Origin of the sequence: Kitasatospora sp. NPDC001540, from assembly GCF_042894345.1 — a bacterium.
Lineage (GTDB): Bacteria > Actinomycetota > Actinomycetes > Streptomycetales > Streptomycetaceae > Kitasatospora > Kitasatospora phosalacinea_C.
Genome location: NZ_JBIAVO010000020.1, coordinates 68,774 through 88,891 on the forward strand (window position 1 = coordinate 68,774; position 20,118 = coordinate 88,891).

18 protein-coding genes are annotated in these 20,118 nt (G+C 74.7%); 6 read left to right on the forward strand and 12 right to left on the reverse strand.

What is annotated here, in order from left to right; all coding sequences use genetic code 11:
- Positions 1-7 precede the first annotated feature (7 nt).
- The gene (locus ACFY00_RS23035; RefSeq protein ID WP_388033360.1) at positions 8-1,639 is read right to left on the reverse strand and encodes an MFS transporter; all 1,632 of its coding nucleotides are present in this window, start codon (positions 1,637-1,639) and stop codon (positions 8-10) included.
- A 175-nt stretch (positions 1,640-1,814) separates the two neighbouring features.
- On the opposite strand from ACFY00_RS23035, the gene ACFY00_RS23040 reads away from it, so the two are divergent.
- Entirely contained in the window at positions 1,815-2,399 is a 585-nt protein-coding gene (locus ACFY00_RS23040) for an NADPH-dependent FMN reductase (protein ID WP_388033361.1), read from the forward strand.
- Between the two features lie 93 nt (positions 2,400-2,492).
- Here ACFY00_RS23040 and ACFY00_RS23045 read toward each other — a convergent pair whose 3' ends face one another.
- Complete coding sequence (locus tag ACFY00_RS23045) at positions 2,493-3,722, reverse strand: hypothetical protein (protein WP_388033363.1); 1,230 nt, start codon at positions 3,720-3,722, stop codon at positions 2,493-2,495.
- A gap of 210 nt (positions 3,723-3,932) precedes the next feature.
- Here ACFY00_RS23045 and ACFY00_RS23050 point away from each other — a divergent pair, with 210 nt between their 5' ends.
- Complete coding sequence (locus ACFY00_RS23050) at positions 3,933-5,246, forward strand: MFS transporter (RefSeq protein WP_388033365.1); 1,314 nt, start codon at positions 3,933-3,935, stop codon at positions 5,244-5,246.
- A gap of 90 nt (positions 5,247-5,336) precedes the next feature.
- Here the strand turns inward: ACFY00_RS23050 and ACFY00_RS23055 are convergent, their stop codons facing one another.
- Both ACFY00_RS23055 and ACFY00_RS23060 read right to left on the reverse strand, forming a co-directional pair.
- Positions 5,337-7,859, reverse strand: a complete 2,523-nt coding sequence (locus ACFY00_RS23055) for an FtsX-like permease family protein (RefSeq protein ID WP_388033366.1) — start codon at positions 7,857-7,859, stop codon at positions 5,337-5,339.
- The gene (locus tag ACFY00_RS23060) at positions 7,856-8,590 is read right to left on the reverse strand and encodes an ABC transporter ATP-binding protein (RefSeq protein ID WP_388033368.1); all 735 of its coding nucleotides are present in this window, start codon (positions 8,588-8,590) and stop codon (positions 7,856-7,858) included. Before ACFY00_RS23060 ends, ACFY00_RS23055 begins: the two co-directional genes overlap by 4 nt.
- An 85-nt stretch (positions 8,591-8,675) precedes the next feature.
- On the opposite strand from ACFY00_RS23060, the gene ACFY00_RS23065 reads away from it, so the two are divergent.
- Positions 8,676-9,284, forward strand: coding sequence for a DNA-binding response regulator (locus ACFY00_RS23065; protein ID WP_388033369.1), 609 nt, complete (start codon positions 8,676-8,678; stop codon positions 9,282-9,284).
- Positions 9,285-9,333: 49 nt separating this feature from the next.
- Here ACFY00_RS23065 and ACFY00_RS23070 read toward each other — a convergent pair whose 3' ends face one another.
- Both ACFY00_RS23070 and ACFY00_RS23075 read right to left on the reverse strand, forming a co-directional pair.
- Positions 9,334-11,670, reverse strand: coding sequence for a histidine kinase (locus ACFY00_RS23070; RefSeq protein WP_388033370.1), 2,337 nt, complete (start codon positions 11,668-11,670; stop codon positions 9,334-9,336).
- Between the two features lie 37 nt (positions 11,671-11,707).
- The gene (locus ACFY00_RS23075) at positions 11,708-12,595 is read right to left on the reverse strand and encodes a sporulation protein (RefSeq protein ID WP_388033372.1); all 888 of its coding nucleotides are present in this window, start codon (positions 12,593-12,595) and stop codon (positions 11,708-11,710) included.
- A 147-nt stretch (positions 12,596-12,742) separates the two neighbouring features.
- Between ACFY00_RS23075 and ACFY00_RS23080 the strand changes: the two genes are divergently transcribed.
- Complete coding sequence (locus ACFY00_RS23080) at positions 12,743-13,540, forward strand: sporulation protein (protein ID WP_388033373.1); 798 nt, start codon at positions 12,743-12,745, stop codon at positions 13,538-13,540.
- Positions 13,541-13,554: 14 nt separating this feature from the next.
- On the opposite strand, the gene ACFY00_RS23085 is transcribed toward ACFY00_RS23080, so the two are convergent.
- Both ACFY00_RS23085 and ACFY00_RS23090 read right to left on the reverse strand, forming a co-directional pair.
- Complete coding sequence (locus ACFY00_RS23085) at positions 13,555-13,992, reverse strand: carboxymuconolactone decarboxylase family protein (RefSeq protein WP_388033375.1); 438 nt, start codon at positions 13,990-13,992, stop codon at positions 13,555-13,557.
- 32 nt (positions 13,993-14,024) lie between these two features.
- The gene (locus tag ACFY00_RS23090) at positions 14,025-14,690 is read right to left on the reverse strand and encodes a class II aldolase/adducin family protein (RefSeq protein ID WP_388033376.1); all 666 of its coding nucleotides are present in this window, start codon (positions 14,688-14,690) and stop codon (positions 14,025-14,027) included.
- Positions 14,691-14,833: 143 nt separating this feature from the next.
- Here ACFY00_RS23090 and ACFY00_RS23095 point away from each other — a divergent pair, with 143 nt between their 5' ends.
- Positions 14,834-15,211 (forward strand): MerR family transcriptional regulator, encoded by a 378-nt coding sequence (locus tag ACFY00_RS23095; RefSeq protein WP_388033378.1) that lies wholly within the window; start codon positions 14,834-14,836, stop codon positions 15,209-15,211.
- A 45-nt stretch (positions 15,212-15,256) separates the two neighbouring features.
- On the opposite strand, the gene ACFY00_RS23100 is transcribed toward ACFY00_RS23095, so the two are convergent.
- The 4 genes from ACFY00_RS23100 to ACFY00_RS23115 form a co-directional block, all read right to left on the reverse strand.
- Positions 15,257-16,618 (reverse strand): carotenoid oxygenase family protein, encoded by a 1,362-nt coding sequence (locus ACFY00_RS23100; protein ID WP_388033380.1) that lies wholly within the window; start codon positions 16,616-16,618, stop codon positions 15,257-15,259.
- Positions 16,619-16,725: 107 nt separating this feature from the next.
- The gene (locus ACFY00_RS23105) at positions 16,726-17,166 is read right to left on the reverse strand and encodes an SRPBCC family protein (protein ID WP_388033382.1); all 441 of its coding nucleotides are present in this window, start codon (positions 17,164-17,166) and stop codon (positions 16,726-16,728) included.
- 50 nt (positions 17,167-17,216) lie between these two features.
- Positions 17,217-18,704 (reverse strand): MFS transporter, encoded by a 1,488-nt coding sequence (locus tag ACFY00_RS23110; protein WP_388033384.1) that lies wholly within the window; start codon positions 18,702-18,704, stop codon positions 17,217-17,219.
- A gap of 114 nt (positions 18,705-18,818) precedes the next feature.
- Complete coding sequence (locus tag ACFY00_RS23115; RefSeq protein WP_388033386.1) at positions 18,819-19,385, reverse strand: TetR/AcrR family transcriptional regulator; 567 nt, start codon at positions 19,383-19,385, stop codon at positions 18,819-18,821.
- A 400-nt stretch (positions 19,386-19,785) separates the two neighbouring features.
- Between ACFY00_RS23115 and ACFY00_RS23120 the strand changes: the two genes are divergently transcribed.
- Positions 19,786-20,064, forward strand: a complete 279-nt coding sequence (locus ACFY00_RS23120; protein WP_388033387.1) for a GlsB/YeaQ/YmgE family stress response membrane protein — start codon at positions 19,786-19,788, stop codon at positions 20,062-20,064.
- Positions 20,065-20,118 lie beyond the last annotated feature (54 nt).

Sequence of the window (20,118 nt, forward strand, 5' to 3'; positions counted from 1 at the left end):
AAGCAGCCTAGTTGGCGCTCTGCGCGGCCTTCGTGCGGTGCGTCGCGGTCGAGTGGGTGCCGGTGGCCGGGTGGGTGCCGGTGGCCGGGTGGGAGCCGGTGTTCGGGCGGCCGTCAGGGCGCAGCAGGGTGGCGACGGCGGCCAGGGCGAGGGCGACCAGGGCGGCGACGGCCCACAGGACGGTGTGCCAGGCGGAGGTGAACTGTGCGGCCAGGAAAGCCCGTTCGCCACCGGCCAAGTGGCCGGAGACCACCTCGGCGGCCACCTGCGCGGAGCCGACCCGGGAGGTGACCAGGGTGAGCAGCGCCGCCCCGAGCGCGGCGATCACCATCGCCTGTCCGCCGCCGCGCACCGTGTTGAGCAGCCCGGCGGCCATTCCGGCCCGGTCCGGGCCGACCCGGTTCATCGCCTGCCCGTCGACGATGCCGTTGGCCAGCCCGGTGCCGATGCCGACGGCCAGCAGCGGCCCGGCCAGCCGGGCGGTGCCCGCGCCCGGTTCGAGGACGGTCAGCCAGGCGTTGCCGGCCGCGACCAGCGCCAGGGCCCCGGTGATGACGGCCCGGGCCGGGACGCCGCGGTTCAGCAGCCGACCGCCCAGCAGCGGTGCGACCAGGACGGGCGCGGTCAGCCAGAGCATCGCCGTACCGGCCCGCCCGGCGGAGAGCCCGTCGACGCCCTGGAAGTACGTGGGCAGGTGGGTCAGCGATCCGGCGAACCCGACGGCCGCCGCCAGGCCCGCGACCGTCCACGCCAGGTAGTGGCGGTCGCGCACCAGGGTCAGGTCGAGCAGGGGGTGCGCGGTGCGGGCCTGCCGCACCGCGAAGGCCGCCAGCAGGGCCGGACCCGCGATGAGGGCGGCGAGCACCGGAGGGTCGGTCCAGCCGTTGGCGGGGCCCTGGGTGACCCCGGCCATCAGCAGGCCCAGTCCGAGGACGAACAGGGCGGCGCCCGCCCCGTCCAGTTTCGTCCGACCGGCCGCCCGGACCTCGTCCGCGGCCCCGGCGCCGACCGCGACCAGCAGACCGACGGCGGCGAACAGGCCGAACGCGACCCGCCAGCCCACCGACCCGACCAGGGCGCCGGTCAGGGTCGGACCGAGCGCCAGCCCCACCCCGCCGGTGGTGCCGAGCGCGGCGAACGCCCTGGTCCGGGTCGCGCCCCGGAAGGCCGAGGCGAGCAGGGCCCCGCCGCCCGCCATCACGCCCGCCGCGCCCAGTCCGGCCAGCGCCCGGGCCGCGTCCAGGAACCCGATGCCGGGCGCGAGCGCGCCCAGGCCCAGGCCGAGCGCGAACAGCACCGCGCCCGTCCGGTAGGTCCGGCGCCGTCCGACCAGGTCGCCCAGCGAGCCGAACAGCAGCATGAAGCTCGACGCGGTCAGGAAGTACCCGGTCACCACCCACTGCAACGCGGACCCGGACGCGCCGAGTTCGGCCCCGATGTCGGCCAGCGCCACGGTCGTGCCGGACATCGACATCGACAGGGTGAGCATGCCCAGCAGCACCACCCCGAGCGTCAGTGACTGCCGCCCGCTCCCGCTCCTCGTCCGGTCGGTTCCGGCGGCTCCGTCGATCCGGTCGGTTCCGGCGGTTCCGTCGGTCCGGCCGCTCCCGGCCCGTCGCATCCGTGTGGTGTCGTCCATGCCGCCGACGCTACGAACCGCCCCCGCCCCGCCGCATCCGTCGGACGACCGGGTCGCCGCCCCCGCGCCGGACCTGGTCATCCGACGGATGCGGGCCCGGCGCCCGCCTCCGTAGCGTTCTCGACGTCAACCCCGGCCGCCGCAGACGGCCCGACCACGGAGGGACCGCCCGACCATGACCGCCACCGCCACCCCCGCACTCCTGAAGCTCGCCGTCGTCATCGGCTCCACCCGCGAGAACCGCTTCGGCCCGACCGTCGCCCACTGGTTCGCCGAACAGGCCCGCGCCTACGGGGAGTTCGACGTCGACGTGATCGACCTCGCCGACGCCGACATTCCGCACCGCCTGACCGGCGAGCCCACCCCCGGCGTCGCGGCCCTCACCCCGCGCATCGAGGCGGCCGACGCCTTCGTCGTCGTCACCCCCGAGTACAACCACTCCTACCCGGCCTCGCTGAAGGCCGCCATCGACTGGCACTACAGCCAGTGGCAGGCCAAGCCGGTCGCCTTCGTCTCCTACGGCGGCATGGGCGGCGGCCTGCGCGCCGTCGAGCACCTGCGCCAGGTCTTCGCCGAGCTCCACGCCGCGACCGTCCGCGACAGCCTCAGCTTCCACATGGCCTGGGAGAAGTTCGACGCCGACGGCCGACCTCACGACGCCCCCGCCGCCAACGGCGCCGCCAAGCGCATGCTCGACCAACTCACCTGGTGGGCCCGCACCCTCCGGGCCGGCCGCGAGCACACCCCCTACACGGCCTGACCCCCCGCCCGGGGTCCCGCTGCCCCGTCACCGATCCGGAAGGGGACCGGGAGGGGACCGGGAGGGGAGCCGGAGAAGGGGAGCGGAAGGGGATCAGCCGCCGCCGTAGGTGGCCTGGGTGACCGCGAAGACGTTGCGGTTGCCCGGGGTCTCCTGCAGGGACCAGAGCAGGTCGGGTTCGGTGCTGTCCTCCCAGTAGGAGATGCTCTCGCCGCCGCCGACCCAGGCGAAGGTGGACGGGCCCGCGGTCGGCGTCCAGTAGTAGAGCTGCTTCTGGCCGGAGGAGTTGAACCACCAGCGGCCGTTGTGCGAGGCGACGCCGTTCAGCTTGTACCAGGGCAGCCGGAGGGCCTGGCTCGCGGTCGTCGTCGCGGCGAAGGTGGTGGCCCCGGAGGCGAACGGGAAGCGGACGGCCCGCGGCGGGCGGTTCGGGTAGGAGGTGCAGCCGGAGCCGGCCGGGCAGGTGTACTCCGTCATCACGATCGACTTGCTGACCCGGTCGAGCGAGATCGACGACCACGCCAGCTTGTCGGGGTCGGTGGTCTGCGCGGTCACGGTGCCGACCTGCGGCAGCACGTACGCGTAGTTGTGCGCGTAGTAGACCGAGCCGTACCGGCCGATCTGGTCGGCGGTGCCGCCGGTGTCGGTGTTCAGGATCCTGCGCATGTCGAAGACCCGCATGCCGACCCCGGTGTCGGCGACGTACAGGTGGTCGCCGTACCAGGAGACGCCGCCCGCGTGGATCGGGATGTCCTTGAAGCTCGGCGCCGCGGTGGTGCCGGTCGGCTCGACCAGCAGGACCTTGCGGTACTTGTTGGGGTAGGTGGCGTCCCAGTCGACCAGGGTGATCCGGCTGCGCTCCTGGTTGCCGCCGCAGGCGTCCTTGGTGTACCAGCTGACCAGCACCAGCTGGTGGCCGTCGTAGTTGCCGCTGTTCGCGGTGCCGACCGCGTCCCGGCTGGTGGTGATGCCCTGGGGGTAGCTCTGGCAGTCGGAGTCGTCGCCGTCGTCGAAGCGGAAGCCGGTGGACAGCCCGGCGACCGAGAAGCCGGAGGCCAGGCCCTGCCGGTCGTGGTTGGCGTTGTCCATCACCGTGTGGACCGGGGAGGTCCCGAGCGTCGAGACCAGGGCCGAGTCGAGCGCGTCGAACTGGTGGTAGTCGGCGCTGAGCGTGTACGCGGACGCGTTCAGCACGGCCGGTGCCGCGGCGGCGGCCGACGCGCCCGGCGCCCCGGCCAGCGCGCCGGTGACGAGCAGTCCGGCGGCGAGGGCCGCCCGCAGGGTCGTTCTGACGTGACGGGTCATCAGGTCGTGCCTCTCCATGCCGAATGGATCGCTCCACGTGAATGGATCAACAGCCGTTCACGCTAGGCGCGTTGTGGGCATGTCCGCAACACTCGCGGCCCCCTGTCCCGGGCGCGTCGCCAACGGCCGGAATTCGACCGGCCCCCACCCGGGCCCGCCCGGACGGTGCTTGGCTGGTGCGTGCGCGCAGCGTGGCGGGAGCGTGGGAGCGGGAGGGAGGGCGGGCGGATGGGGACGGACGCGGACGCGGACGCGGGACCGCACGTACGGGGCGACGCCTCTCGTACCGACGCGCCGAGCCGTACCGGCGCGCCGGGCCGTACCGGCGTGTCGGCCCGTGGTGGCGCGCTGGCCAGGATCGGGCAGCCGTTGCGCACGCCCGCCTTCCGCTGGTGGTTCGGCGCCCAGGTGCTGTCCGCCTCCGGTGCCATGACCCAGACCGTGGCGCTGTCCTGGCTGGTCCTCCAACGCACGCACAGCGCCTGGTGGTTGGGCGTGGTCACGATCGTCACCTGGGTGCCGCTGCTGCTGCTCGGACCGTGGACCGGTGCGCTGGCGGACCGGGCGGACCGGCGCCGGATCCTGATCGCCACCCAGGCCGCCTCCGTCCTCCTGGGGCTGACCCTCGCCCTGCTCGCCCCGCTCCGGCCCCCGCTGCCCGTCCTGCTCCTGCCGACCTTCCTCGGCGGCGTGGTGACGGCCTTCGACGCCCCCGCCCGGCAGGTGTACGTGGTCGACCTGGTCGGTGCCGGGCGGATCGCGGGCGCGGTGAGCCTCTACGAGGTGACGATGAACGCCTCCCGCGTCCTGGGCCCCGCGCTCGGCGGCGTGCTGCTGGGCACCGTCGGCGCCTGGGCCTGCTTCCTGGCCAACGCGCTGGCCTACGTCCCGCCGCTCGCCGTCCTGCTGGCCGTCCGGCCCGCCGCCGTCACCCCCGCTCCTGCGGCGCGGGCCCCCCGGGTGCGGGGCGCCGTCCGCGACGGGTTGCGCTACGTGCGGGCGGACCCGCCGATCCGGGCCTGCCTGCCGATCGCCGCCGCCTCCGGGACGCTCTTCAACCTCGGCGTCGCCCTCCCGGTGTTCGCCTCCCGGGCCCTGCACCTGGGCGGGGGCGGCTACGGGGCGCTGATGGCCGCCTTCGGCCTCGGCGCGCTGCCCGGCGCGGTGCTGGCCGCGGGCGGCGGCGACCCCACCGGGCGGCAGGTCCGGAGGCTGGCGCTGGCCACCGCCCTGCTGACGCTCCTGCTGGCCGGCAGCCCGAACCCGCCGGTCGCCTTCGCGGCCGTCGCGGCGGCCGGGTTCGCCGGGATCCGCTTCGTCACCGCGGCGAACACCCTGGTCCAGCTCCGCTCCACCGACGCCGTCCGCGGCCGCGTCATGGCGGCCTGGTCGATGGCGCTGCCCGGCACCCTGCCCGTCACCGGCCTGCTGGTCTCCGCCGCCGTCCAACTCGGCGGCCCCCGGGCCGGCCTCCTGCTGTCCGCCGCCGCCCTGGCCGCCACCACCCTGCTCGGCTGGCGCGCCCTCCGGGACGGGACCTGAGCGGGGCGGCGGCCGGGTGGTGGCGGGCCGGGTGGTGGTGGCGGGCCGGGTGGTGGTGGCGGGCCGGGTGGTGGCGGTGGCGGACGGTGCTCACGCCCGCCGCCGCCGTCGCAGGCCGCGCAGCGCGGCGCGGGCGGGGAGCCAGGTGCCGAGCGCGGCCAGGGCGGTGGTGCCGAGCAGGACCAGGGCGAGTTCGGTGAGCGGCGCGGCGGCCCCGGCGGTGCCGCGGGTGATGCCCTCGGCGTACGTGCCGAGCACCGCGAAGGCGACGGCCAGGCCCAGCCCGCCGGCGAGGACGACCGCGACCGCGGTCTCCCAGCCGAGCATCCGCCGGATCTGGCGGCGGGTGGCGCCGATCAGAGCGAGCGCCGCGAACTCCCGGCGGCGGTCGGCGATGCCCATCGCGAGGGTGTTGAGGACGGCGATCGCGACGAAGGCGACGATCAGCCCGAGGGAGACGTACCCGACCTGGGCGCCGGTCCGGTTCCCGGCGGCGGACGCGGCCGTGGCGGAGGCGTGGTCGAGCACCCCGAGCCCGGGGGCGCCGGGCAGCGCGGCGGTGAGCGCCGAGCGGGTCAACCCCTGGCCGCGGACCAGCAGTTCGTCGTCCAGCGGCACGTCGACGTGGGCGGCGACCAGGTCGTGCGCCAGGGTGAGGTCGCCGAAGCCGAGGCCGCGGGCGTACAGCGCGACGACCGTCACCTCGGTCGGCGTGCCGTCGGCCAGGGTCAGCCGGACGCGCTGGCCCAGCCGGTAGCCCAGCCCGTCGGCGGCCGCTGCCGTGCCGTCCGTCAACCGGTCGAGGTCGCCCGCGGTGACGTCCAGGTCGAGGGTGTCGGCCAGCCGCCCGGGGGTGACCGCCTGGACACTGCGCCTGGTCAGCCCGTCACGGACCTGGCTGTGCAGGACGCGGGTGACGGTCCGCACGCCGGGGGCGGCGGCGAGCGCCGCGGCGGCGTCGGCCGGGACGCGCGGACCGACCGTGAAGTCGGCGACGGTGCCCCGGTCGCGCTGGACGGCGGCCGCGTGGTCGGTGGTGGTCTGGGTGAACAGGACGGTGCAGGCCATCGCGACCAGCAGCGTCAGCGGTGTCACCACCGAGGCCAACCGATGTGCTCCGGCCCGCAGTTGGTGGACGGCCAGGTATCCACCGACCCGGGACGCCCGCAGCGGCAGGCCCAGCACGGCCGTCCCGGCCCGGGCCACCGGCGGGCCGAACAGCGCGAGCGCGGTGCACCACAGCAGGACGGCGAGGAAGCAGACCGGCGTCGCGGCCTGGTCGGAGTGCAGGACGGTCAGCAGCGCCGTGAGCACCACGGCCCCGGCGGTGGCGAGCACCCCGAACCCGGTCCGGGCCGCACCCGACCGCGGCGGCCTGAGCTCCGCCCCGCCCAGCGCCTCGACCGGCTTGACGGCGGTGGCGCGCCGGGCCGAGACCCGGGCCGCGCCCCAGCCCGCCAGCAGGGTGCTGGCCGCGGCGGCCAGCACCGGGAAGGGCGAGAGCACGACCGGCAGGTTCGCCGGGACGACGTCCAGGGCGACGAACCGCCCGTGCAGCCAACCGCCCAGCGGCAGACCGGCGGTGGCACCGAGGACACCCGCAGCCAGGCCGACCGCCAGCGCCTCGCCGCCGATCATCTTCCGGACCTGCCGACCGGTGGCGGCCACCGCCCGCAGCACCGCGATCTCCCGCTGCCGCTGCTGGATCGACAGGCCGAAGGTGCCGACCACCACCAGCAGCGCGACCAGCAGCGAGGTGCCGGCCAGCACGGCGCCGGTGCTGACCAGGCGCACCCCCGCACCCGCCGCGTCGGGGAACTCCGCCCGGCCGCGGTCGTCACCGGTGCGGACCACCGCGGTCGGAGCGGTGGCGGCCGGGCCGGACGGGCCGGCGGGGGCGTCGGCCAGCAGCGCCCGTACGTCGGCGGCGGTCCCGGCCGCGGTCGCCCCGTCGGCCGGGAAGACGCCGATCGCGCTGACCAGCCCGTCGTGCCCGGCCAGCGCCCGGGCCCGGTCGGGGGAGAAGAACACCGCGGCCTGGCTGTCGAACCCCTGGGCGGTGACGCCGACCACCCGCAGGTCCAGCGCCCCGGCGGCCGTCCGGGCGGTGGTGGTGGCGCCGGGCGCCAGGTGGGTGCGGACCGCGGTGGCGGCGTCCAGGACGACCTCGTCGGCGGCCGCGGGCGCCCGTCCGGCGGCGAGGGTGAGCCCGGCCAGCGGCGCGGACTCCCAGCCGTGGCCCCAGGAACCGTCGGTGGGACCGCCGGGCAGCAGCACCGGGAACGTCACCTCGGTGGCCACGCCGCGCACCGACGGCAGGGCCGCGATGCGCTCGGCGAGGGCGGCGGGCACCCAGGCCCGTCCGGCGATCGGCTTGGCCTTCTCCTTGGTCTTCCCCTTGCCCTTGTCGACGGTGGCGTGCACCTCCTGGTCGCCGGAGACGACGACCGGCGCGGCCGCCCAGCGCTCCGGCCGGACGGTGCCGAACAGGCCGGTGACCAGCAGCGTCCCGCAGCCGCAGACCAGGGCCGCGGCGCAGAACAGGGCGACGAAGGCGCCCGCGAAACCGGCCCTGCGGTGCCGGAGGGTGGCGAGGGCGAGTCCCAGCATCATCGGTTCCACGCTCCCAGGCGGATCATCCGGTCGGCGACCTTCGCCGCGGTCGGGTCGGTCATGGTGTCGGCGACCCGGCCGTCGGCCAGGAACAGCACCTCGTCGGCGTAGGACGCGGCGACCGGGTCGTGGGTGACCATCACGACGGTCTGGCCGAGCTCGTCGACGGTCTGCCGCAGCAGCGCCAGCACCTCGCGGGCGGTCATGGTGTCCAGCGCGCCGGTCGGCTCGTCGGCGAACACCACCTCGGGGCCGGGCAGCAGCGCCCGGGCGATCGCCACCCGCTGCTGCTGGCCGCCGGACAGCTGGCCCGGCCGGTGGCCGGTGCGCTCCTGCAGGCCCACCCGGCGGACGAGTTCGGCCAACCGCCCGGCGTCCGCCCGCCGCCCGGCCAGCCGCAGCGGCAGGGTGATGTTCTGCTCGACCGTCAGCGCGGAGATCAGGTTGAACGCCTGGAACACGAACCCGGCACGCTCGCGGCGCAGTTCGGTCAGTTCCGTCTCGCTCAGCCGGGACAGGTCGGTGTCGCCGAGGCGCACCGTGCCGGAGGACGGACGGTCGAGGCCCGCCGCGCAGTGCAGGAAGGTGCTCTTGCCCGAACCGGACGGCCCCATCACGGCGGTGAAGCCGCCCCGGGGCAGCCGCACCGTCACCTCGCGCAGGGCCGCCACCGCGCCCCGCCCCTTGCCGTAGACCTTGCTCACGGCGTCCAGAGTGATCGCTTCGCTCATGCCTCCAGCCTGCCGACCTGCGAACTCCCTTCCCAGGGACGGGAACACGCGCCACCCGTGACCTCGTCACGGGTAGGGTCGGGACATGATCAGACTCCTGCTGGCCGAGGACCACCACGTGGTGCGCGGCGCCCTGGTGGCCCTGCTCGGACTGGAGCCCGATCTGGAGGTCGTGGCGGAGGCCGACTCGGCCGACGACGTCGTCCCGCGGGCGCTGGTCTTCCGGCCGGACGTGGCGGTGCTGGACATCGAGATGCCCGGACGGCTGGACGGTATGCAGGCCGCCGCCGCGCTGAAGCAGCAACTCCCTGACTGCCGCACGCTGATGCTGACCTCGCTCGGCCGCCCCGGACTGCTGCGCAGGGCCCTGGACGCCAAGGTCGACGGCTTCCTGCTGAAGACCGCCCCGCCCGCCGACCTGCTCGCCGCCATCCGCCAAGTCGCCTCCGGAGGACGGGTGTTGGACCCCACGCTGGCCGTCGCCGCCTGGGACCTGGCGGACAACCCGCTCACCCCGCGCGAGAACGACGTCCTGCGGGAACTCGCCGAGGGCGCCGAACCGCCCGAGATCGCCGCCCGGCTGCACCTGTCCACCGGCACGGTGCGCAACGTGCTGACCGCCGTCGTCGGCAAGCTGAACGCCCGCAACCGGACGGACGCGGTACGGATCGCCCGGGACGCGGGCTGGCTCTGACCTGCCCCGTTCCGTTTCGTTTCGCCGCATTCCACCGCATTCCGCCGGGTCAGTGCGGCGGGGCCCCGGCGCGTAGTGGCATCTCGGCGCGCGGTGGTACCCCGGCGCGGAGCGGTACTTCGGCGCGCAGCAGGTACCAGCCGTCGTCCGGGCCGGCCGTCAGGGTGCCGCCCGCCTCGGCGAGCCGGACCGACAGGCCGCCGATCCCGGACCCGGGCGCGGTGACACCCTCCGGGACGCCGTCGTTCTCCACCTCCAGGCGGACCGCCCCGGCGGCCGTCGAGACGGCGATCCGGACGTGCGCGGCCCGGCTGTGCCGCAGCACGTTGGTCACCGCCTCGCGCAGCACCACACCCAGCACCGCCCCCGTCTCGGGCGGTACCGGCTCCTCCTCCAGCTCCACCGTGATCGCGGCCGCCTCCAACACCGCTGCCGCCGAAGAAAGTTCGCTGCCGAACGTCAGCCGAGGGCCGTCGCCCGCCAGCGCGCCGAGCTCGGCCCGCCCGCGTTCGGCCAGCCGCCCGATGTCCGCCAACTCGGCCCGGCAGCGCGGCGGATCGGCCTCCACCAGCCGCCGGGCCAGCTCGGCCTTCAGCAGGATCGCGGCCAGGCCGTGCCCCAGCAGGTCGTGCAAGTCCCGTGCAGCGCGCAGGCGTTCGGCGACCACCCCGGCGCGGGCCAGCCCGGCCGCGGCCCGCTGCAACTCCCGCACCAGCCGGACCAGTCGCAGCACCGCGTACACCACCGTGCAGGTGACCAGCGCGCTGACGGTGGTCAGCAGCACGGACCGGATGCCGTCCCCGCCGACCGTTCCGCCGATCACCCCGGTGGCCACCGCCACCGCACCGGCCGCCGTCGCCCCCGCCCGCAGCGGCAGCGCGAACAGCAGCGAACCGGCCAGGATCCCGGCCGCGCCGATCCAGTTCCGGCCCAGCCACGGCAGCGGCAGCAGGGCCAGCGCCGTCGAGGCCAGCAGGGCCGGGCGGGCGTACCGGGTCGCGTCCAGGATCGAGAAACGGACCTGGAAGGCGCAGAACAGCGCCGTGCACACCACGCCGAGGGCGAGCCGCGACGACGGGACGAACATCAGCACCCGGAGGCAGAACACGGCGAGCAGGAACCAGTACAGGCCGAGCGCGGTCCGCAACTCGGGCGGGTCCACGGGCGGCGGAGCGGGCGTCGCGACCACCGACGCCTCCACGGCGAAGCGCCCGTCCGCCTCCAGGCCCGCCGTCAACCGGCCACCGACCGCCCGGACCCGCTCCGCCAGACCGTCCAGCAGATCCGCACCGAGCGCCGCCGTCGGCACGCCGTCACTCACCACGCGCAGCACCACCCGCCCGGCCCGCTCCTCGGTCGCCACCTCGCACCGCCGGGCGTCCCCGACCCGCACCACCGCCGTGACCGCCTCACGCAGCACCGTCGCCAGCACCGTCCCAGCCGGACCGAGCGGCTCACGGTGCCCGATCCGCAGATCCGCCACGACACCCGCCGACGCCAGCAGCGCCCGGGCACTCGCCGCCTCCGGGGCCAGCGAGAGGCTGCGCAACTCCGCGGCGGTGGCCCGGGCGGCGGCCAGGGTGTGGCGTGCGGACGAGATCAGTTCGTCGAGCGGCGAAGTGTGGTGGCGTGCTGGCGGGCTTTGTTCGCTGGGTGGCGAAGTGTGGTGGTGTGCCGACGGGGTTTGTTCGTCGAGCGGCGAAGTGTGGTGGTGCGCTGGCGGGCTTTGTTCGTTGAGCAGCGAAGTGTGCCGGCGCGCCGACGAGGTCTGTTCGTCCGGCACCGAAGTGTCCCGGCGCGCCGCCAGGTCGCTGATCTCGGCCAGTCCCGCGTCCAGGGCGCCGACCAGCCCCGACGCGATCCGCAGCCGCTCGTCGGTGACCGCGGACGCGGCGAGGGTGAGCCGGGCGGTTCGGACGCGGTCCGCCAGTCGGGCGAGCGTGATGACGGCGTAGAGCATGGTGCCGCCGAGCGCGATCGTCAGCAGCAGGTCGACGGTGTCCCGCGGACCCGTGCCCCGGAGCGTCTCGATCAGCCCCGCCCCGGCGAACAGCAGGAGCAGTGACAGCAGTCGGCGTTCCAGCAGCAGAGAGGCGGCGGGCAGGCACAGCAGCCCGACCGACACGCCGAGCGGACCGACCAGCAGGAGGGCGACCACCAACTCCACGGCGGTCCAGCCCGCCCACCCGGGGACGTCCCGGCGGTGCCGCGACTGCAACGCCACCAGGCCGAGGCATCCGGCCACCACCGCCACCCCCGCCACCGGCTCCGCGGGTACCCGACCGAGCCCCTTCAGCAGGTGGGCCGAGGCCAGCGCGGCAGCCACCGCGACCACCAGCACCCGCACCACGCGCGGCCCGACGTCCCGCCCCCGTTCGCCCTCCACGCCGCGCATCGTACGCCGCAACGATCACCGGAGCCGGTCAGCGCGGTGAGCGGTCCAGCACCGCGAGCGAGGCCAACGCATCACGGACCCTCGGGCCGAGGTCGACCGCCCCGCTCCCGTCCGCCCCATCCACACCCGCCCCATCCACACCCGTCCCATCCCCACCCGTCCCGCTCCCACCCGTCCCGCTCCCGACCACCCGGCCCCCGTCCGCCACGGCCTCGTGGTGGGCGACGGGGAACGACACCGCGGGCGGCCGGTCCTCCCACCAGAACAGGTGGCGGGCCGCCCGCCGCACGAACACCGTCGCGCCCACCGGGTTGGTGACGAAGGCGACCTCCAGCGCGGGGAATCCGGCCGGGTCGCCGGTCGGGTCCTCCAGGTAGAAGAGCTGGGTCTGCGGGTTGCGGTGCTCGATGCCCGGTACGACCGCCCTCAGCAGTTCGGAGCCGGTGAAGTGGTAGCCCTCCGCCAGGAGCGCGTCCATGACCGCTTCGTGCAGCGGGAGCGCCGCCACGTGCAGGAAGTCGAGGTCCCGGACGTCGTCCGAGTCGTAGCCGAGGGTGGTGACCAGCGCCAGGTCGACGCCGGTGGACCGGCCGGTGAGCTCGGTGACGGGGCAGTGCCAGGGCAGTCGGCCGTGGAAACCCACCTGCCGGTCGGTGTGCCGTTCCACGTCGAACCACACGAGTTCGGGACGGAGTGCGACCTCGTGGCAGTCGATCGTGCTGCCGTCCCACTCGCGGGCCTTGCTGACCACGTCCAGGTTCAGGTCGTGGATCGGGAGCTTCCGCCAGCCGGCCCGGAACAGCACCTCGCCGTCGATCCGCTGCCCGGGCCGCGGGAGGACAGTGGCGATCACCGTGTCGATCCGCGGCCCCCGGTCGTCCCCGTCGCCGCCCCCGAACAGCTTCCGTAGCCCCATCGTCCGCCTCCCCCGGCAAAGTTCGGGCAAAGCCTAGCGCCGGACCGGCCGCGGGGGCCCGTCGGGCCGGACGGGCAGGCCCACCGCCGGGAACGCCACGCCCGGCTATGCTCGCCCCCTGACCGCACCGAGGGGGAGGGGCTGCCGGTGGCCGAGCGCAGCAGGTCCGGGGACGCGTCCGAGACGGATCCGTCCGACCTGCCCGAGCCGCCCGAGGTCGAACTGCTGCTGGACGACCCGGAACTGACCGACCGGTGGATCGCCGGACGGGTACTGGTGCGGGCCGGACGTCAGGGCCTGGTCCTGGACGACCTGGAGATGCGGTTGGTCGCCGACGCCTACAGCCACCGCGGCAAGCGCTTCGAGATGACGATCCACGGGCTCGTCGTCGACGTCACCTCCGGCACGTTGGCCCCCGGCGAGGAACGGCAGGCGGGGTTCCGGGGGTCGCTGTCCTGGGAGTGCCCGTTCACCGAGTACGACGGCCGGGCCTTCGACTTCGAGGTCGCCGTCCGGGCCTGGCTGCGCACCACCCCGCCCCGGAAGGGCGGCATCCGCCACCGGATCCCCCTGCGGGTCCCGCCGACCCCCGCGGTGCGCGCCACCGTCGCGGCCTTCGCCGGGCTCGGCTACGTGGAACGCTCCGCCCGGGTGATCGACGAGCGCATCCCGGAGTCCGAGCAGTACCACCAGGGCCACCAGTCGCTGTTCCTCACCGACCCCACCCGGGGCGACCGGGACCTCCCGCGCCTGGAGCTGTCCTTCGTCACCAACCAGGTCGGCACCTTCGTCCACCTGCGCCGGGCCGCACCGGGCAAGTACCGGTGGGAGTCCAGGCCGCGGACCGTCACCCTGGCCGTCGCCCACCACGAGGCCGACCGTACCGACCTCACCGCCCGGGCGAACGCCGCCCTGGCACGACTCCGGCTCCTGGAACGGGCTTAGGCCCTGCCCGGCGGTCAGGCGGCCGGGCCGTGGTCGTCCGGCAGGAGTTCGACGACGATCTCCAGGCCGAGCGCGTAGGACGGCGTACCGGAGGTGATGAGCGCGGTCTCCGCGACCCCGATCAGGTCGGCGATCCCGGCGCCCGCGTGGAGCGCGCCCCGGGCGTGGATCCGGGCCGGTTCCGCCCGACCGAGGGCCAGCAGCTGCCCGAAGTGGACCAGTTGCTGCACCCGACCGCCGAGCGGGCTGTCCGCCAGGACGAGGTCGCGCAGTGCCGTGAACGCCTCCTCGGTGGCGAGCCGCCCGAACGCCCGGGCCACCCGCAGCCGGTCCTCCACGGCGGGAGGGACGGCCCCGAGCGTGCTGCGGTAACGCTCCCGCAGGGCCTCGGAACGCTCGACGGCGGTGCGCTCGCCGGTCACTCCGGCCGCACCGGCCGCCGTATCAGCCATACCCGCCATACCCGCCATACCCGTGGTGTCGTTCACGCCGAGACCCGTGCGATCGAGGCCCGGACGTCCTCCAGGGCGCCCGCGGGGAAGTCCACGGCCCCGCCGATCGCCGCCGCGTCGATCTCGGCCCGGGCGCTCTCCTCGATGGCCACCACGAGGTGCCCGGCCGCCGCCGCGTCCGGACCGAACACCAGCAGCCCGTGGTTGGCCAGGAGGACCGCGGCCGTCGTCGGGCGCCGCTCCAGGACCTCGGCGATGCCCCGGACCGACACGTCCGACCCGCGCGGTCCCCAGGGCACCACCGGCACGTCCTCCGGCTGTCCGAAGCGCAGCATCGGCTCGGTGCGGCACGGCAGCGGCCGGTGGGCCACCGCGAAGGCGGTCGCGGCGGGCGAGTGGGTGTGGATGATCGCGCCCACGTGCGGACGGGCGCGGTAGACGACGCTGTGCATGGTGGTGATCTCGGCGCTGACGGAGCGCAGTTCCCCCTCCAGGACCTGCCCGTCCAGCCCGACGGTCGCCAACTGGTGCGGCTCCAGGTCGCGGACGAACCCCGGGGTCAGCAGGAAGCGGTCGGCGTCGAGCCGGACGCTCAGGTTGGCGTGGCCGGAGTGCGACATCACCCCGGCCACGAAGAGCTGCCGGGCGGCTTCGACGAGTTGGTGGGCCCGGCTCTGCGCCGCGGGCGTGCTGGTCATCTCTTCGTCTCCCGTGTCCTTCCAGCGGCGGCCCGTTCGCCCCGCTGCACGTGTCGACCACCCTGCGACTTGAACTAAGGTTCAAGTCAAGCGCCGGACGGGCGCCGCAGGAGGACGTCGAAGGGGGCCGGTACGCCGTGCTCATGACGATCGGTCAGCTCGCCGCGGCCACCGGCGTTCCCGCCTCCGCCATCCGCTTCTGGGAGCGTCACGACCTGCTGCCCGCCCCCGAACGCCGGAGCGGACAGCGCCGCTACCCGCCGCAGGCCGTGCAGCGGATCGTGCTGCTGCGCACGTTCCAGCAGGCCGGGCTGAGCCTGGCCGAGGTCAGGGAGTTCCAGCAGGACCAGCCGCGCAGGCAGGCGATGATCCACGCCAAGATCGCCGAGATCGAGCGGCGCAGGATCGACCTCGACCACGCTCAGCAACTCCTCACCCACGCCCTCCGGTGCAGCCGGACGGACATCGTCGGCTGCCCGACCTTCCGCGAGGAGATGGCGGCCTGGAACCCACCCGACTGACACCGCCAACCCCGCGCCCCCGCGCTCCCGCGCCCCCGCGACGGTTCAGGCGCGGCTGCCGTCGAGGTCGGTGTCGGGGATCCAGGAGCCGTGGATGCCGCCGGTGACGCGGCGCGGGAGGTGGACGGTGGCGATCCTGTCGAGACCGGAGGCGTCCAGGACCAGGAGCTGGGAGGCGTCCTGCTTGAGGTCGGAGACCACGGTGAGGAGGTACCCGTCGTCCTCCCGGGTGGCCCCGGCGGCGGGGACGAAGACCGCCTCGCTGGGCAGGCGGGCGTCCCCGGCCGGGTGGATGCGGCGGGCGCCGGTGGTGCGGTCGTACTTGACGATGCCGTAGCCGCCGAAGCCCTCCTGGTCGGGGAAGGAGACTGCGTACTGGTAGCGGTTCTCGACGCCGAGGAAGTCCTCGTTGAGGGTGGGGAACTCGACCGCGAGGTCGTCGACGACCTGCTCGTCGACGCGGCCGGTGGCCAGGTCGATGACCCAACGGCGGGTGTAGGAGCGGGTGTTGGGATCGGTTCCGCGGCCGGGGGCGCCGACCCACCAGTTCCAGGAGAGCTGGAAGCCCTCGCGGTCCACGGTCGGGCCCTCCAGGACGATGCGGCCCCGGGCGTCCTCGTAGGCGTTGGCGGCGTGCAGCATGCTGCCCGGCTCGATGGGGAACCAGCGGATCTTCCCGGCGCCCTGCGGGCCGCGCGGCATGACGCCGATCCGGGCGGGCTGCTCGTCCTGCCACGAGTAGGGGATGCCGGAGTGCTCGGTCGGGTCGAAGGTGACGGTGCCCTCCACGAAGACCACGTGGTGGCGGGTGAGGGCGAAGTCGTGCTTGAGCGCGGCGCTGGCGCCGGGGATTTCGGCGCTGTGGGTGATGTGCCCGTCCGCGTCGGCGACGTAGTACAGCAGGTACGGGGGGAACGGTGAGGAGCCGAAGAAGTGCAGCTCGCCGGTGACCGGGTCGGTCTTCGGGTGCGCGGTCATCGCGCTGCGCAGCTTGCCGTCGAAGTCGTGGGCGCCGACCGTCTCCAGCTCGGGGGTGAGCTCGAAGGGGAAGTTGGCCTCGCACAGGGCGAGCAGGCGCCCGGCGTGCTCGATGACGTGGGTGCCGGCCGTGCTGGCGGTCAGGTCCGGGCCGCGGTCGGTCAGGTAGGGGGCACCGTCCAGGGCCGGGGTGCGCACCCAGCGGTTGCGGTACCACTCGGCCCGGCCGTCGCGCAGCCGGATGCCGTGGACCATGCCGCTGCCCTTGAACCAGTGGGTGGGAGTGACGCCGGGCTTGGGGTTGTGGCTGTTGCGGATCAGCCGACCGGTCAGCTCCGGGGGCAGGGCGCCCTCGACGGTCAGGCCGACGGCGGTGACCTCGTCGGCGACGGGGGTGTAGTGGCCGGTCAGGTAGGGCTTGCTGGTCATGGCGGGAACCTCTCGGGTCGTTTCGAACGGCGGAGTGTGCAACAGCGGGGTACGTCGTGGGGCCGGACGGGCCGGGGGACGGCCCGTCCGGCCGTGCTGCCCGGCAGTCAGCCGTGCTGCTCGGCGCGGGCCTTGAGGGCGGCCAGCCAGGCGGTCAGGGAGTCGTGCAGGGCCCGGCGGAGCTCCTCGGCGGCGGCGTCGACGGGGGCGCCGCTCCAGGACTCCTCGGTGCGGACGGTGACCCGGTCGCCGGTCTGCTCGAAGGTCCACACGTGGACGCCGTCGATGCCGTTGGCGGGGCCTCCCCACACCAGCCGCTCGCCGGGGACGACCTCGCGGACGGTGGAGACGATGTCCAGGCCGTGGGTCCTCCAGCGGAAGGAGGCGCCGGGCCGCAGCGGGCCGGCGAGTTCGGCCCGGTCGACGTCGGCGTTCCAGGCGGCCCAGGAGTCGACGTCGGTGTGCAGGGACCAGACCGTTCCGATCGGGGCGTCGATCACGGTGGACAGGCGGACGATGACGGGGGCGGTCTCGTCGATGGTGAACACGGCGGTGGTTCCTCCGGGGTGATGTGGTGACGGGGTTGTTCTGCAGTGGGTCAGCGGGCGCGGACAGTGGCCGCTGCGGCATCGGTGGCACCGGCGGCCGCTGTGGCACCGACAGGGGCAGGCTTCGCCGGGGCGGGGACGCTGCCGCACCGGGTCAGGACCGCAGCGAGCAGGGCGGTGGCGGCCAGGACCGCGGCCGAGGCGCCGAAAGCGGTGCGGTAACCGGCGGTGAGCGCGTCCGGCAGCGGCCGGTGGGCCGCAGCGTGGGCGGTGACGGTGCCGGCCAGGGTGGTCAGGACGGCGAGGCCGATCGCGCCGCCGACCTGGCGGGTGGTGTTGACCAGGCCTCCGGCGAGTCCGGAGTCCTGTCGTGCGACGCCCTCGACGGACAGCGCGGTCAGTTGGACGAACGCGACGCCCAGGCCCAGGCCGATCAGGACGCTCGGCCCGAGGACGTCGGCGACGTAGCCGCCGTGGGCGCCGAGTCGCGACAGCCACAGCAGGCCGGCCGCCTCGGTGAGCAGTGCGCCGGTGACGGTGGCGGTCGCGCCGATCCGGCGGGAGACGCGCGGAGCCAGCGTGGAGCCGAGCATGTTGGCCGCGGCGAGCGGGAGTTGGCCGAGTCCGGTGAGCAGCGGGCCGGAGCCGAGGACCTGCTGCTGGTAGAGCGGCAGGAAGAAGAACAGGGCGATCCAGACCGAGCCCAGCAGCGCCATCAGCACGTTCCCGGCCGCCACGCGCCCGGTGGCGAACAGGCGCGGGGGCAGGAGCGGGTCCGGGTGGCGGCGCTCGACCGCCACGAGCGCGACCGTCAGCACCGAGGCCAGCGCGAAGGCTCCCAGGACCCGGGCGTCGGTCCAGCCGGAGCGACGGGCCGTGGTCAGGCCCCAGACCGAGGAGGTCAGCGCGAGCGTGACGGCGGCGGTGCCGAGCAGGTCGAACCGCCCGCGCTCCCGCGCTCCCGACTCCGTGACGGACCGGGCGGCCGCGGCCAGGGCCAGGAACGCGCCGATCGCGACGGCGTGGAAGGTCCACCGCCAGCCGAGGGCCTGGGTCAGGGCCCCGCCGAGCAGCACCCCGCCCGCGGCGCCCGCGCCGGAGACCGCCCCCCACACGCCCAGCGCCCTCCCGCGTCCGGGGCCCGGTGGGAACAGGGCCATGACCAGGGCCAGTGCGGCGGGGGCGATCGCCGCGGCCCCGAGGCCCTGGACCGCGCGGGCCGCGATCAACGCGGTGGCGGAGGACGTGAGGCCCGCCGCCAGTGAGGCCGCGCCGAACAGGGCGAGGCCGGTCAGCAGGACCGTCCGCCGGCCCAGCAGGTCCGCGGCGCGGCCGCCGGCCAGGAGCAGCGCTCCGAAGGCCAGCCCGTAGGCGTTGATCACCCAGGTCGTACCGCTGTCGGACAGGCCGACACCCGCCCGGATCCGCGGCAGGGCCACGTTCACGATCGAGGTGGCCAGCATGACGGTGAACTGGGCCCCGGCCAGGGCCGCGAGCGCGGCGCCGGGGCTCTTCGTGGCGCCGGAGCGCTTTCCCATCCCATCCTCCATGAATGGTTGACCACTCACTCTCGTGAGCCGGAAATATGAGTGGTTGACCACTCATTGATTGGGCCGAAGGCGGGGCGGGGCGCACCCCGCCGACCGTCCTGCTCAGTAGTGCGTGATGCCCGCCGACAGCGTCCGCATCCAGGGCCCGTCCGCCTCGTCCGCGCCCATCGAGACGATGAGGTGGCAGAGCATGCCGACGGCGAAGAACTGCTGGACCTGCTCCTCGCTGCCGCCGGAGGCGCCCCGCACGTACTCCACCAGGCGCGCGTAGCCCCGGCGGACCACCTCGCGCACGGCGGGCTCGGAGACCGCCGCAGCCTGGGCGTGCAACTGGATCAGCATCAGGTCGTTGTTGCTGATCAGCCGGGCGTAGGAGTCGCCCATGGCCCTCAGTACCAGCTCCGGCGAGCTGCCCGTGGCCTCGGCCGCCGCGCTCTCCAGACTGGCGCGCACCTGGACGAAGCAGTGCTCGACCACGGCCGCGAACAGCGACTCCTTGCTGGGGAAGAGCCGGTAGACGTAGGCCTGGGAGATGCCGGCCGCCTTGGCCACTTCGCTCGTGGTGGTCCCCCAGTAGCCCCGCGCCGCGAAGGAGCCGATGGCGGTGCGCAGCACCGTCTCGCGACGCTCCTCGGCGGTGGACAGCTGACGGGTTCGTTCCTTGCTCATGTGAGTATTCAACCACTCACACTTTTCGCCGTCAACGGCCCGCCGCAAGCCGGGCCGCGAGGACACCCACCGCCTCGGCGCCTCGGCCCGGCGGTCGTCGGCCCGGCGGTCGTCAGGTCGACGGTCGTCAGGTCGGCGGCTGATCGTCCGACGCCCGCCGTGGCGCGTTCCCGGTGAGGTCCCCGTGCGGTCTCCGACGTGCCCTCCCAAGCCGTTCTCCTCGGCCGCCGGGAACGGCGGAGATCCGTCCTGGCCTGCGGCGGGGCAGGCCGCTGGACGGAGCCCGAACCCGGCCGGGGCGGGGCGGAGGGGACCGCGACGGTTCCCGGGTGGTTTGAAAACCCCGGTACGGCGAAGACGAATCCCGTCATTGACAGGGCTCGTTGAGAAGGAGAGGCACATGAGCATCCTCGCCTGGATACTGATCGGCTTGATCGCGGGCGCCATCGCCAAGGCACTGATGCCGGGCAAGGACCCGGGCGGCATCATCGTCACGATGCTCATCGGCATCGCGGGCGGCCTGCTCGGCGGCTGGCTCGGCAAGGTCATCTTCGGCGTCGACTCCATCGACGGCTTCTTCGACCTCTCGACCTGGGTCGCCGCCATCGCGGGCTCGGTCATCCTGCTCGTCCTCTACCGGCTGGTCACCGGCAACAAGCACCACCACCGCCATGCCTGAGCGTCCTGACGCACCCGCGAACGGCTCCTCCACCGGAGGGGCCGTTCGCGTCAC

What these genes read in the sequence shown, in the direction of transcription:
- ACFY00_RS23035 (WP_388033360.1), bottom strand. Translation starts at nt 1,639, where the DNA reads ATGGACGACACCACACGGATGCGACGGGCCGGGAGCGGCCGGACCGAC.
- ACFY00_RS23040 (WP_388033361.1), top strand. Translation starts at nt 1,815, where the DNA reads ATGACCGCCACCGCCACCCCCGCACTCCTGAAGCTCGCCGTCGTCATC.
- ACFY00_RS23045 (WP_388033363.1), bottom strand. Translation starts at nt 3,722, where the DNA reads ATGGAGAGGCACGACCTGATGACCCGTCACGTCAGAACGACCCTGCGG.
- ACFY00_RS23050 (WP_388033365.1), top strand. Translation starts at nt 3,933, where the DNA reads ATGGGGACGGACGCGGACGCGGACGCGGGACCGCACGTACGGGGCGAC.
- ACFY00_RS23055 (WP_388033366.1), bottom strand. Translation starts at nt 7,859, where the DNA reads ATGATGCTGGGACTCGCCCTCGCCACCCTCCGGCACCGCAGGGCCGGT.
- ACFY00_RS23060 (WP_388033368.1), bottom strand. Translation starts at nt 8,590, where the DNA reads ATGAGCGAAGCGATCACTCTGGACGCCGTGAGCAAGGTCTACGGCAAG.
- ACFY00_RS23065 (WP_388033369.1), top strand. Translation starts at nt 8,676, where the DNA reads ATGATCAGACTCCTGCTGGCCGAGGACCACCACGTGGTGCGCGGCGCC.
- ACFY00_RS23075 (WP_388033372.1), bottom strand. Translation starts at nt 12,595, where the DNA reads ATGGGGCTACGGAAGCTGTTCGGGGGCGGCGACGGGGACGACCGGGGG.
- ACFY00_RS23085 (WP_388033375.1), bottom strand. Translation starts at nt 13,992, where the DNA reads ATGGCTGATACGGCGGCCGGTGCGGCCGGAGTGACCGGCGAGCGCACC.
- ACFY00_RS23090 (WP_388033376.1), bottom strand. Translation starts at nt 14,690, where the DNA reads ATGACCAGCACGCCCGCGGCGCAGAGCCGGGCCCACCAACTCGTCGAA.
- ACFY00_RS23095 (WP_388033378.1), top strand. Translation starts at nt 14,834, where the DNA reads ATGACGATCGGTCAGCTCGCCGCGGCCACCGGCGTTCCCGCCTCCGCC.
- ACFY00_RS23100 (WP_388033380.1), bottom strand. Translation starts at nt 16,618, where the DNA reads ATGACCAGCAAGCCCTACCTGACCGGCCACTACACCCCCGTCGCCGAC.
- ACFY00_RS23110 (WP_388033384.1), bottom strand. Translation starts at nt 18,704, where the DNA reads ATGGGAAAGCGCTCCGGCGCCACGAAGAGCCCCGGCGCCGCGCTCGCG.
- ACFY00_RS23115 (WP_388033386.1), bottom strand. Translation starts at nt 19,385, where the DNA reads ATGAGCAAGGAACGAACCCGTCAGCTGTCCACCGCCGAGGAGCGTCGC.
- ACFY00_RS23120 (WP_388033387.1), top strand. Translation starts at nt 19,786, where the DNA reads ATGAGCATCCTCGCCTGGATACTGATCGGCTTGATCGCGGGCGCCATC.